Source organism: Rhodococcus indonesiensis (assembly GCF_047782815.1).
Taxonomy (GTDB): Bacteria; Actinomycetota; Actinomycetes; order Mycobacteriales; family Mycobacteriaceae; genus Rhodococcus; species Rhodococcus indonesiensis.
Genome location: NZ_CP180630.1, coordinates 158,957 through 171,291 on the forward strand (window position 1 = coordinate 158,957; position 12,335 = coordinate 171,291).

11 protein-coding genes are annotated in these 12,335 nt (G+C 70.1%); 6 read left to right on the forward strand and 5 right to left on the reverse strand.

All coding sequences use genetic code 11. The features are described 5' to 3' along the window. Positions 1-243: 243 nt before the first annotated feature. Positions 244-1,548 carry a hypothetical protein gene (locus ACM26Y_RS00725; RefSeq protein WP_416062392.1) on the reverse strand — a complete coding sequence of 435 codons (1,305 nt, stop codon included), beginning with the start codon at positions 1,546-1,548 and terminating at the stop codon, positions 244-246. Between the two features lie 375 nt (positions 1,549-1,923). Between ACM26Y_RS00725 and ACM26Y_RS00730 the strand changes: the two genes are divergently transcribed. The 3 genes from ACM26Y_RS00730 to ACM26Y_RS00740 are packed head-to-tail and all read left to right on the forward strand — an operon-like array spanning position 1,924 to position 6,021. After that, entirely contained in the window at positions 1,924-3,477 is a 1,554-nt protein-coding gene (locus tag ACM26Y_RS00730) for a succinic semialdehyde dehydrogenase (RefSeq protein WP_416062393.1), read from the forward strand. Positions 3,478-3,534: 57 nt separating this feature from the next. Next, positions 3,535-4,866, forward strand: coding sequence for a diguanylate cyclase domain-containing protein (locus tag ACM26Y_RS00735; protein ID WP_416062394.1), 1,332 nt, complete (start codon positions 3,535-3,537; stop codon positions 4,864-4,866). A gap of 51 nt (positions 4,867-4,917) precedes the next feature. Further along, complete coding sequence (locus tag ACM26Y_RS00740; protein WP_416062395.1) at positions 4,918-6,021, forward strand: CapA family protein; 1,104 nt, start codon at positions 4,918-4,920, stop codon at positions 6,019-6,021. Between the two features lie 10 nt (positions 6,022-6,031). Here ACM26Y_RS00740 and ACM26Y_RS00745 read toward each other — a convergent pair whose 3' ends face one another. Continuing rightward, positions 6,032-6,874, reverse strand: coding sequence for a DUF427 domain-containing protein (locus ACM26Y_RS00745; protein ID WP_416062396.1), 843 nt, complete (start codon positions 6,872-6,874; stop codon positions 6,032-6,034). A 41-nt stretch (positions 6,875-6,915) separates the two neighbouring features. After that, the gene (locus tag ACM26Y_RS00750) at positions 6,916-8,391 is read right to left on the reverse strand and encodes a flavin-containing monooxygenase (RefSeq protein ID WP_416062397.1); all 1,476 of its coding nucleotides are present in this window, start codon (positions 8,389-8,391) and stop codon (positions 6,916-6,918) included. A 92-nt stretch (positions 8,392-8,483) separates the two neighbouring features. On the opposite strand from ACM26Y_RS00750, the gene ACM26Y_RS00755 reads away from it, so the two are divergent. Then, entirely contained in the window at positions 8,484-9,077 is a 594-nt protein-coding gene (locus tag ACM26Y_RS00755) for a TetR/AcrR family transcriptional regulator (RefSeq protein WP_416062398.1), read from the forward strand. A 13-nt stretch (positions 9,078-9,090) separates the two neighbouring features. Here ACM26Y_RS00755 and ACM26Y_RS00760 read toward each other — a convergent pair whose 3' ends face one another. Further along, positions 9,091-9,393 (reverse strand): DUF1540 domain-containing protein, encoded by a 303-nt coding sequence (locus ACM26Y_RS00760; protein ID WP_289379161.1) that lies wholly within the window; start codon positions 9,391-9,393, stop codon positions 9,091-9,093. Positions 9,394-9,541: 148 nt separating this feature from the next. Next, the gene (locus tag ACM26Y_RS00765; RefSeq protein WP_193788748.1) at positions 9,542-10,930 is read right to left on the reverse strand and encodes an MFS transporter; all 1,389 of its coding nucleotides are present in this window, start codon (positions 10,928-10,930) and stop codon (positions 9,542-9,544) included. A 194-nt stretch (positions 10,931-11,124) separates the two neighbouring features. Here ACM26Y_RS00765 and ACM26Y_RS00770 point away from each other — a divergent pair, with 194 nt between their 5' ends. After that, positions 11,125-11,628, forward strand: coding sequence for a MarR family winged helix-turn-helix transcriptional regulator (locus ACM26Y_RS00770; protein WP_371384180.1), 504 nt, complete (start codon positions 11,125-11,127; stop codon positions 11,626-11,628). Between the two features lie 78 nt (positions 11,629-11,706). After that, positions 11,707-12,333: a TetR/AcrR family transcriptional regulator gene (locus ACM26Y_RS00775; protein ID WP_416063754.1), complete on the forward strand. Its 627-nt coding sequence runs from the start codon at positions 11,707-11,709 to the stop codon at positions 12,331-12,333. Positions 12,334-12,335: the final 2 nt, after the last annotated feature.

A 12,335-nucleotide genomic window follows, 5' to 3' on the forward strand; every position in this document is an offset into this window, starting at 1 on the left:
CGCTGGGGTATTCGCGGGTTGCGTGCTGTCCCGAGTATCCACTTCCCCTCCTCGTGAACCTCGACGGGGCGCCGGTCTGCCCTCGAGCGTCATCCCTGCTCCGGTTGTGGCGCAGGAGAGTTCGGACATCGAACTGCTCCAGGCGTGCCGCCCGTGACGACAATGGCTCGAAAGCGCTGCCGGAAATCATGATTCGATCCTGCGTGCCGCCCATTCATGGAACGCTGATCGGATTCCGCCGGCTCACTGTCGTGGTGCCGTGGTTCGAGGCGGCAGAGGTGGCGGTGTGAACCACGGCGGAAGCGGCAGCGTCATCGGTATCTCGGTGGAGGTGTCGTACCAGAGAGCGCAGATGTGGCTCTTCCCGGAGGGGTCGTATCCGGGGTCGCGCGAGGTGAATACGACGTGCTGGGTGTGCTCGGGACCGAACGCGTGCCGAAGGTACGGCGGGTCGAAGACGTAGCCGATCGGGCCGCGGTCCAGGTGCGGGGCGCCCGTGGCGGCCGTCAGATCGGTGTGGTGCCAGCCGGTGCTGTCCCACCGCAGCTCGTGGATGTGTTCGCCGTCCGGCTCGGCGCCGGGGTAGAGGACGTGCCGGGTGTACCAGGCCGCACACGCGTAGCTCGTCAGTCGTCGAGTGCGTTCCGCGCTGCGCTCGACGGGTACGGCAGGAGCGCCCGCGGCGGCGGTCAGGTCGGTGTGGTGCCAGCCGGCGCTGTCCCACCACAGCTCGTGGAGGTGGCCGTCCGCGCGGCCGATGTAGACGACGTGCTGGGTGTACTGGATGTCGAATGCGTACCCGGAGAGCCAGTACGACCAGTTCGGTTCCGGGGCGCCGGTGGCAGCGGTCAGATCGTGCAGATGCCAACCGTGGATGTCCTGCCATAGCTCCCAGATGTGACCGTTCAGGCTCGCGCACACGACGTGTGCCGTGCCGTGTGCGCGGAATTCGTAGCCGGCCAGAGGCGCCAGCAGCGGGGCGCCGACGGCGGCGGTCAGATCGGTGTGGTGCCAGCCGGCGCTGTCCCACCACAGCTCTCGGACGTGCCGATCAGGACTGATGCCGTGTATCTCGGGCCCGGCGCTGTCGTTGATGTAGATGACGTGCCGGCTGCCCTGGTCCTCGCGCGTGTAACTGGTGGTCGGGATCCCGGGCGGAGTGTTGGTGGCGGCGGTCAGGTCGGTGTGGTGCCAGCCTGCGCTGTCCGACCACAGCTCGTGGATGCGGCCGTCGTAGGGGTGACTGGTGTAGACGACGTGTCGGCTGCCGCCCGCGTCGAACGCGTGACCGGTGGCCGGGTAGCCAGTCGGGGCGCCGACGGCGGCGGTCAGATCGGTGTCGTGCCAGCCGGTGCCGTCCCACCGCAGCTCGCGAATGGACGACACCGTCGGAGTCGCTCCTGACTGCCCGCCCGCCGGAACGACGTCGCCGGCGGCGTAGACGATGTGTTGGCTGCCCGCCGCCTCGGACACGAAGGCGACGGGCTCGGACAATGCCGTCGGCGCCCCCGTGAGGGCGGTCAGATCCTCGAACTGCCACTTGGTCACCGGAGAGCCCCCTCCGCGTCGGCGGAACATCTCTGCGGGAACATCAACCGCGTCGGCCGCACCTGCGCCTGGCCACGCTGTTCCTCGTCACCCCCGTGCACTCCAGAATATGACTCGAGGAAGGTCGGTCGTGCCGGAACGGGTCCCTCACCCACCCCGCCGAATCCCGGCACCGGACGCCCCGAGAGCCTCCGAGTTCGGCTCCGTCCGAAACGCGAACTCGTGTCGGCGCGGGGGAGATGCCGAGTGGCAGGAGGACTCATTCCCCCAGTTCAGCGGGGTGGACGAGGGAGGACCAGTCCGCCCTGTGACAAGCGCCACGCCACACGGTAGGTTGGTGTAACTGCCAGAACTACTCACCAGTAGGGGTTCGACATGCCTGCTCCCAGCGCCGCCACCTTCGCACGGTTGGCCGAGCTCATCGCCATCCCGGACGCGGCGAGCCGTCCCACCCGCTCGGTCGTGGAGGCTTTCACCGGTCGTGAACTCGCGACGGTCCCGGTCGGCAACGCCGACGACGCCAGAGCCGCCATCGAGCGTGCTCGCGTCGCGCAGGCCGACTGGGCGCGCCGCTCCGTCGAGCAACGCGCCGAGATCTTCCATCGGTATCACGACCTGGTGCTGGCCCACCGCGAAGAGCTGATGGATATGGCCCAGGCCGAGACCGGCAAGGCCCGCGCCTCGGCGCAGGAAGAGGTCCTCGACATCGCCCTCACCGCGCGCTACTACGCGCGCACCGCGCCGAAGGTGCTGCGACCGCGACGCGCCACGGGCATGCTGCCCGGTCTGACGAAGACCACTGTGCACTACCACCCGAAGGGGGTCGTGGGGGTCATCGCGCCGTGGAACTACCCGATGACCCTCGCCGTCTCCGACGCCGTCGCCGCGCTGCTCGCCGGCAACGCCGTCGTCCTCAAGCCCGACAGCCAGACCCCCTACTGCGCGCTGGCCGTCGTCGAACTGCTCTACCGGGCGGGCCTGCCGCGCGACCTGTTCGCCGTCGTGCCCGGACCCGGCTCCGTCGTGGGCACCGCCCTCGTCGAGAACGCCGACTACCTGATGTTCACCGGCTCCTCGCAGACCGGCAGCCTCCTCGCCGAGCAGGCGGGCCGTCGCCTGATCGGGTTCTCCGCCGAGCTCGGTGGCAAGAACCCGATGATCGTCACCGCCGGGGCGAATCTGCGTGAGGTCACCGACGCCGCCGTGCGGGCGTGCTTCTCCAACTCCGGACAGCTGTGCATCTCCATCGAACGGATCTACGTCGAGAAGTCCGTCGCCCCCGAGTTCATCCGCATGCTCGGCGAGCGGGTGCGGAACATGACCCTCGCTCCGGGCTACGAATACGGCGTCGAGATGGGCAGCATGGTCAACGAGACGCAGGTCAAGGCCGTCTCCGGGCATGTCGACGACGCGGTCGCCAAGGGCGCAACCGTCGTTGCCGGCGGCAAGGCCCGGCCCGATCTCGGCCCCCTGTTCTACGAGCCGACGGTGCTCACCAACGTCCCCGAGGACGCCGAGTGCTATCGGGAGGAGACGTTCGGCCCGCTCGTGTCGGTGTACCCGGTGGACAACGTCGAGGAAGCGATCCGTCGCGCCAACGACACCGAGTACGGACTCAACGCCAGTGTCTGGGCGGGCACCAAGGCGCAGGGCGAGGCGATCGCGGCGCGGGTTCGGGCCGGCACCGTCAACGTCGACGAGGGCTACGCACCCGCATGGGGCAGCACCGACGCACCGATGGGCGGTATGGGCATCTCGGGCATGGGCCGTCGCCACGGCGCGGAAGGCCTGCTCAAGTACACCGAGCCGCAGACGATCGCGACGACCCGGGTGATGAATCTCGGTGGGCCCCGTGGGGTTCCGCCGAAGCTGTGGTCGAAGGTGATGCCGCCGTTCGTCAAGGCGATGCAGTGGCTGCCGGGCCGGTGACGCCGCGCATTTTCCCGAGCCGGACACGAACGGTGCGACGAACGGGATAATTCGGGTGTGGGCGATCGCCAGGTGCTGCTCGGTGCGACGGAGAATCTCCGTGTCCAGCGGCGCCGCCTGCTCGCGTGGTACCTGGCGGTCAGCACAGGACTTGTTGCAATAGGAATCCTTGCGGCTCTGCTGGATCCGACGATCACCCGATCCGGCAGCTTCGTCGGCATGGCCTCGGCGCTGGCACTGGGCATCGCCGGGCTGGCGATCCTGCGGTGGGCACCACGGCGTCTGGGACGCATCCCCATCGTCGCCGCCACCGCATGCGCGGTCGCCGCGATGCCGGCGGTGATCGCGTTCCACGTCGACCCCTCCCGCATCCTCATCAGCGTCATGGGCTCGATGTTCCTGTCGATGTACCTCGCGGCGTTCTGGCCGCCGCGGCAGGCCGTCCTGTGGATCGGGGCGCTCACCACGGCGACCCTCGCCGCCGCGGCCGTCGCCCCGACGCGCCTGCTGTGGGTCGGTTACGTGATCGTCGCCGCCGCCCTGCTCGGCTCCGGAGCGATCTTCGGGGCCGTCGGGCGCCTGCTGGTGAACGCGGCGACCCGGGATCCGCTCACCGGGCTGCGCAACCGCGCCGGCCTCGACCTCGAACTGCGTTCACGGCCACGCGACCGCAGCAACCAGGTCTGCCTCGGCCTGCTCGACGTCGACGGGTTCAAGGCGTTCAACGACGAGCACGGGCATCCCGCCGGGGACGTCCTGCTCCGCGATGCCGCCGAGGCGTGCGCGCAGCAGGTGCCACGCGGCGGGATCTTGGCCCGTCTCGGTGGCGACGAATTCCTCGTCGTCCTCCCGGACACGGGCGAGGACGAGGGGCGCGCAGTGCTCGAGAACATGGCCCGCGCGAATCCCGTACCGGTCAGTTTCGGCGTCGCAGCCGGCGTCGTGGGCGACCCCATGGACCTGTACCACGACGCCGACATGGATCTGTACCGGGCCAAGGCCGCAGCCTGGGCTCACCTGCCGGACCGGCTGGCCCCACTGTCCCTGCCCGATGTCCTCGATCTGCTGCCCGTCCCCATCCTTGCCGTGCGCGACGGCGGGGCCGTCGCCTACGCCAACCCCTCCTTCGCCGCGCTGTTCGGTGTCGACGCCCGACAGGTGGAGAATCGGCCGCTGAACGAGATCCTCACCGGCGGCACATGGCCCGACGGGTCCGTCACCGTCCGCTCGCTGCACGACCGGACCGGGCAACTGTGCGAGTTCGGCCGGCCGGACGGGACGGTGGTGCAGGCGACGGTCGGCGCCGCCCGGATCCGGTGGGAGAACACCCTCGCGACCCTGGTGGTGCTCGGCGACGTCACCGAACAGCCCAGTTACGTATCCCGATGACCGCCGCTCGGTGACCACGCGGATCCGGGTTCGGCGACTACCCTTTCCTGTGTGCCGCGCACGGTGACGCTGTTCCTCGCCGGAGACGTGATGACCGGCCGGGGCGTGGACCAGATCCTCCCGCACCCCGGAGGGCCGAGGCTGCGCGAGTCCTACGTGAAGGACGCCCGGGACTACGTCGAGCTCGCAGAGACCCACAGCGGGGTGATCCCGCGGCCGGTGGGTTTCGGCTGGCCGTGGGGTGTCGCGCTGCCCGTGCTCGACGAATGCGCCCCCGACGTGCGGATCGTCAACCTGGAGACATCGGTGACCACGTCGCGGGGCTACGCGCCGGACAAGGGCATCCACTACCGGATGAACCCGGCGAACGTCGAGGTGATCACCGTCGCGCGAGTCGACGTGTGCACGCTCGCCAACAATCACGTGCTCGACTTCGGCATCCGCGGTCTGCGCGAGACCGTCGAGGTCCTCACGGCGGCGGGACTGCGGCTCACCGGTGCGGGCGGCGACGACCGGGCGGCACGGCAGCCGGCGACGGTCCCCGTCGGATCGTCCCGGGTCCGGGTGTGGTCGGTCGGTGCGGTGTCGAGCGGGATCACTCCTTCGTGGGCCGCCACGCCGACGCGGCCCGGCGTGGCCCTGCTGCCGGTGTCGGAGGCGGGCGCCGACGAACTGCTCGCCCGGATCGACGCCGACCGTGAGGCCGGCGACGTGGCGGTGGTGTCGGTGCACTGGGGGTCCAACTGGGGCTATGCCGTGCCGGACGCGCACGTGCGGTTCGCGCACCGGCTGGTCGACGGTGGCGTCGACGTCGTGCACGGGCACTCGTCCCATCATCCGCGCCCGCTGGAGATCTACCGCGGCAGGCCCGTGCTCTACGGGTGCGGCGACCTGATCAACGACTACGAGGGCATCGGCGGTTACGAACGCTTCCACGACGAACTGCGGCTGCTGTACCTCGTCACCTTCGATGCGGACACGCGGGAACTGCAGGAGATGCGGATGTTGCCGGTGCGGGCGCGGCGGATACGGCTCGAGCACGTCACGCAGTCGCAGCAGCGGTGGCTGCGCGCGACGCTCGAGGAAGCGTCTGCCGGTTTCGGCACCCACCTGCAGCCCGGGGACGACGATCCGTGGATCCGGATCGCTCGCTGAGACCGCGTGGTCACCCGCCGGGACGCGGCACGGGCACACCGTCGACGACGAGGTCCACCTTCTCGTTGTAGAACGCGACGTGGCCGGCGATCGGTGCGACGGCGGGAATCGGATCCGGGTACGCCCACGCGACGTTCTCGACTCGCGGCGATCCGGTGAAGGTCCAGTACCGGGCCGTGCCCTTGTAGGGGCACGAGGTATGCAGGTCCGTTTCCTCGAGCACCGAGAAGTCGACGTCCGCGGGCGGCAGGTAGTACCGCACCGGCAGCCGGGTCTCGAACAGCAGCACCGGCGTGCGGGTGTCGGCGACGACCGTGCCGGCGACGGACACCTGCACGTGCCGGCTGCTGGGCAGCGCATCGACCCGGTGATACGGGTCGCGGGGATGAACGAAGATTTCCGTGTCCTCCTCGTACCAGTGCTGAATGCCCGGCCCGCCGGGGTGCTGAATGCCCGGCCCGCCGGGGTGCTGAATGCCCGGCCCGCCGGGGTGCTCGATGCCCGGCCTCTGGTGACCGAACCATTCGAAGCCGACGTACTCCTCGAGCCCCGCGACGTCGAGGTCGAACGCCGCGGCGGGCGAACGGGTCTCGCCGTCGGTCAGGTCGAACCACTGCCCGACGTCGTTCCTGTCGCCCGGTACCGGGGCGGGCGACAGGAGATCGGTGCGCACGTCGTCGCGGGGAAACAGGTAGAAGGGGACGGGGTGGCCGGGCGGCCACACCAGCAGCGCGCGGACGGTGTCGATCACGGTGTGGCCGGCCCAGGTTCCGCGGATCCGCCGCTCACTGGGCTCGTACAGGTAACCGTCCGATGGGGGTGGACGGCGGCGGACGGCGGACCTGCGGACCATGCCCCGACGGTACGCCGGCAATACGTGCGCCGAGGCCCGGATCACCCGGCGGGCACGCGTTCGTCATCGCGCGTGACGGCGTAGACGTCCGGGTCGAACGCCGACACCCGGCGCCGGAGCGCGGCCGACGACCACGGCCAGTTGAAGCTGTTGCGGCCGTTGACGTCGAAGAAGTAGCTGCGGCATCCGCCGGAGTTGTAGACGGTGCCCGGAAGGGCGGCCTGAACCTCGTCGTCGAAGGCGTCCTGGGCCTCTCCGCGCACCTCGAGGGTGCGCCAGCCGTGGCGCAGGGCCGTGTCGATCGCCGTCACGACGTGGTCGAGCTGGGCTTCGAGAATCAGGAAGGCCGACGTGTGGCCGGTGCCGAGGCTCGGTCCGAGCAGGACGAACGCATTGGGGAAGCCCGCGACCGACGAGCCGAGGTAGGCCCGCGGGCTGCCCTGCCAGTGCTCGTCGAGGCTGCGGCCCTGCCCGTCGAACACCCGGCCCGCGATCGGCATGTCGAGAATGTGGAAACCGGTGCCGAAGACGATCGCGTCGACCTCGGTCTCGCTGCCGTCCCGGGCGATCACGGTGGAGCCGCGGATCTCCTGTACCGCTGCGGGGTGGACCTCGACATTGGGCCGGGTCAGGGCCGGGTAGTACGTGTTGGACATGAGCAGCCGCTTGCAGCCGAGGGTGTAGTCGGGCGTCAGGACCCGGCGCAGCCGCGGGTCGCGCACCTGGGCGCGGAGCTGGGCCCGGCCGATCCACTGCAGCCGGCGCATGATCCAGGGGTGCCGGAAGCCGAGGCCGAGGGCCTCCATCAGGCCGTATTCGATCGTCTCGACCAACCGTCGCGCGCCCGGCAGGCGAGCGAGCAGCCGGCGTTCGGTCGCGGACAGGTGCCGGTCGGGTTTGGGCAGCACCCACTGCGCCGTCCGCTGGTACAGGTGCAGGCGTGCGACGTCGGGTGCGATCTCGGGGACGAACTGGACCGCCGAGGCGCCCGTGCCGACGACGGCGACGCGTTTGCCGCGCAGGTCGTAGTCGTGGTTCCAGCGCGCGGAGTGGAACACCTCGCCGGGGAACTGCGACAGACCGGGGATCTCGGGCACGAGCGGTTCGTTCCACGGCCCTGCGGCGGCGACGAGGAAGTGCGCCCGGACGGTGCCGGCGGTGGTGGTGATCGTCCAGCGCGCGTCCACGTCGTCCCAGTCCGCTCTCAGGACCTCGACTCCGAACCGGACGTGGGACGTCACGCCCTGTGCGTCTGCGGTGTGCTCGATGTAGTCGCGGATCTCCCGCTGTCCGGCGAACAGGCGGCTCCAGTCCCGGTTCCGGGCGAAGGAGTACGAGTACAGCAGCGACGGCACGTCGCACGCGCAGCCCGGGTAGGTGTTGGCACGCCACGTCCCGCCGAGGCTCTCGGCCTTCTCGAGGACGACGAAATCGGTGATGCCGCGCCGTCGCAGGGCAATCGCCGCGCCGATGCCGGATATCCCGGCGCCGATCACCACCACCCGGTGTTCGCCCATTGCGTTGCCTCTCGTCCGCGTCCGATCCGAATACCGCCGGTATTCGGATAACCACAGTATCCGAATTTAGGCCGCTCCGGTACCGTCGAGCCGTGGCACGACAGACCCGGCAGCAGACTCAGGCACGCACACGCGAGGATCTGCTGGCCACGGCGACCGAGCACTTCCTCGACCGTGGTTACTCCGCGGCGTCGCTCGAGCAGATCGCCGAGGACGCCGGCTATTCCAAGGGCGCGGTGTACTCGAACTTCCGCAACAAGGACGAGCTGTGCTTCGCGGTGCTCGACCGGATCCGGGCCGAGCGCATGGGCGAGATCGCCGCGACGCTCGAGGGCGGTGCGTCGCTCGACGACGTGGTGGCCGCCTTCGGCGCCTGGGCCGAGCGCACCATCGGCGACCGGAGGTGGACCCTCCTCGAGATCGAGTTCTCGGTGCGCTCCCGGCACGACGAACTGATCCGTTCCCGCATCGCGGCCGGTGCCGCCGGGGTGCGGACACTGATCGCCGAGCTGATCCGATCGCTCGCCGCCCGGTTCGGCCTCGAACCGGCGGTCGAGCCCGAACAGGCGGCGACGATGCTGCTCGGGCTCGGCATCGGCCTCGGCCTGCAGCGCGCGATCAGCCCCGACCTGCCGGCCGCGGCGCTCACCGGCGCCGTGCGTGCGGTGCTGGGAGTGGGACGATGACCGGTTCGATCCGCTAGCGGGCCTGATAGGTCAGGCAGTTGGCGGCGTGCTCGCCGCTGCCGCTGCCACCGACCCGGATCTCGCTCGCGGTGCACTCGAGATCCTGGTTGTGCACGCAGTCGGCGCGCTGGCAGGCGCCGACCATGCTGGTGACGGTGTCCAGGCCGCCCTTGGTCGACAGCGGGATGAACGTCTCGCAGTCGGCGCTGCCGTTGTGGCCGGCGACGTTGATGGCGTAGGCGTGACAGCCGTCGTGGTTGTAGGAGCAGGTGCTGACGCTGCACGCGGTGACGTGCGGCATTTCCATCGTGGTCATGATCGAACCTTCCCGAAGGGGGTTGTCCACTGAGGGCTGCCCACCATGCTAGTGCCGCGCCAGGCGTCCGGACAGGTCGATCGGCCGACGGATGTCGTTGATACGCCGCCCATTTCGGACACGTCGCTGTTGCGCAATACCCGTGGGCTCACGTCCGGGCGGGCTCGTGCACCGGCTCGAGGCCCGGTCGCCGGGCGGGGATGGCGAAGGTGACGGCTGCGGCGACCAGGGCGACACCGCAACCGATGAGCATTCCGGTGCGGAACCCGGCCTCGGTGGGCAGGGTGTAGCCGCCGGCCTGCACGCTCATCTGCGACAGGACCACGCCGACGACCGCGGCCGACACCGAGGTACCCACAGCGCGCATCAGGGCGTTGACGCTGTTCGCCGAGGCCGTCGCGGACTGCGGCACCGCACCCATGATCAGCGCGGGCATGGCCCCGTAGGCGAAGCCGACCCCGGCGCTGCAGATGCAGACGACGAGCATCAGACCCCACGTCGAGCCCATGAGTAGCAGCGACGAGCCGTACCCGGCGGCGATGACCAGGCAGCCGACCAGCAGGGTGACCTTCGGGCCCCGGGTCGCGGACAGCTTGCCGCCGATCGGTGACACGGCCATCATCACCAGGCCGCCCGGTGCCATCCACAGGCCCATGGCCAGCATCGACTGGCCGAGGCCGTAGCCGGTCTCGGCGGGCAGCTGCAGCAGTTGCGGCACGATGAGCGACTGCGCGTACATCCCGAAGCCCACCACGATCGAGGCGGCGTTGGTCAGCAGCACGGGGGGCCGGGCGGTGGCCCGCAGGTCCACGAGCGGATGCGGTCGGCGCAGCTCCCACCAGCCCCACAGCAGCAGTGCGACGAGGGCGGCGACGAACAGATCGAGTGTCGTCGTGCTCGTCCACCCCCAGTCGGCGCCCTTGGACACGGCGAGCAGCAGGCACACCAGGGCGATGCCGAGCCCGATCGCCCCGACGACGTCGAAGCTGCCGGCTCTGCCGTGCACCGGGATCTCGGGGATCACGACCCACAGCAGCGCGAAGATCGCCACGCTCAGCACCGCGACGGCCCAGAACAGCACCCGCCAGTTCGCGTGCTCGGCAACTGCCGCCGCGACCGGTAGGCCCAGGGCTCCGCCGATGCCCATGGAGGCACTCATCAGGGCGATGGACGAGTGCAGGCGGTGTGGGGGCAGCAGGTCCTTGAGGGCGCTGATACCCAGCGGGATGAGGCCCACACCGACGCCCTGCAAGGCCCGGCCCGCCACCATCGGCAGCAGCGACGACGACAGCGCGCACACCACCGAGCCCGCGACCAGTGGAACGGTGCAGATCAGCAGCATCCTCCGCTTGCCGTACATGTCACCCAGGCGTCCGGTGACGGGCGTGGCGACCGCACCCGCGAGCAGCGTCGCGGTGATCACCCACGACGCATTCGACGACGTCGTGCCCAGGATGGCGGGCAGATCGGCGATGAGGGGCACCACCAGCGTCTGCATCAGTGCGGCGACGATGCCGGTGAACGCCAGCACCCCCACCAGGGCGCCAGGTCGCACCGAGGGTGGTACGGGCGGTGCCGTGGCCGTTGTCGATCCGTCCACGCGGGTTCTCCCTCCGGGCGCGGGCCTGCGCCTCGCAATGTGTACTACACACAGAGTATGCATTATGCACATTTGGCGGCGATCAGCGGCCGGATAATGAGGACGGACGCTGTCGCCGACGGAAGAGACACATGGACAAGCCCACGCACTCGATCGAGTTCGAGATGATGCTGCTCGGCCGGCACCTGAACCTCTTCGGGCCCAAGGGCCGGGACGCCGGTCGGCTCGACCGCAGTGCCTACACCGTGCTCAGCCGACTCGCCGTGCAGGGACCGATGTCCATCGGCCAGCTCAGCGACGCCTTCGGCCTGGACGCGTCCACGCTGAACCGGCAGACGGCCGCGCTGCTCAAGGCCGGCCTCGCCGAGCGCATCCCCGACCCCGACGGGGGGATCGCGCGCAAGTTCCGCATCACCGCGGAAGGGGTCCGTCGTCTCGACGACGAACGCGCCAGCTCCGTCGCCGGCCTCGAGCGGGTGCTGGTGGACTGGGATCCGTCCGAGGTCGCCGAGTTCGCTCGCTGGCTCGCACGGTTCAACACCGACATCGAGCGCCTCACGGGACACCCCTGGCCCCGTCCGGCGGGTTCGCGCGGACCGTCCCCGTCCCGCAGCGAGGGCGACGGCGGGTCCTGACCGGCGCAACCGCCCGGGAGGGGCCTCGGACCGGTTCGGTCCCGATCGTTGACATTGACGTCAGTGTCCACGCATGCTGTGCGGGTGACCACGAGCGAAGCCCAGGAGCGGGCCCGATCCGCGCGCCGCGACAGCGACGGACCGCGTCGGCGGGAACTGCTCGACGCCGCCCGCGACTGCTTCGGTGAACTCGGCTACGAGCGCACCACCGTCGCGGTGATCACCGACCGCGCCGCCGTCTCCCGCGCCACTTTCTACGCCTACTTCTCCTCCAAGGAGGAGTTGTTCCGCGCCCTCGCCACCCTCGTGTGCCGGCAGTTCCTCGACGCCCAGCACGTGGAGGGACCGACGGTGGACGATCTGCGGGAGGTGCTGCGCACGACGACCCGGGCTTCCATCGAATCCATGTACGCCAACGGCCGCATTCTCGAGCTGATCGAGCACCGTGCCCGCCTCGACGACGAGGTGGGCAAGGAATGGGAGAGCGTGCGCGAGCGGCTCGTCGGGCGCTACGTCCGCTTCGTCGAGCGCATCGACGCCACCGGCGACGTCACGCTCAGCGCGCACCCGGAACGGATCGCGCGCACCCTCGTCGACGCCCAGCGTGCCGGCGCCGTGCGCCTGCTCGATGCCCCGCGACAGGAACAGCTCTCCTACATCGACGACATGATCGCGATGTCCGAACGGCTCATCGGCTTCCGCTGACC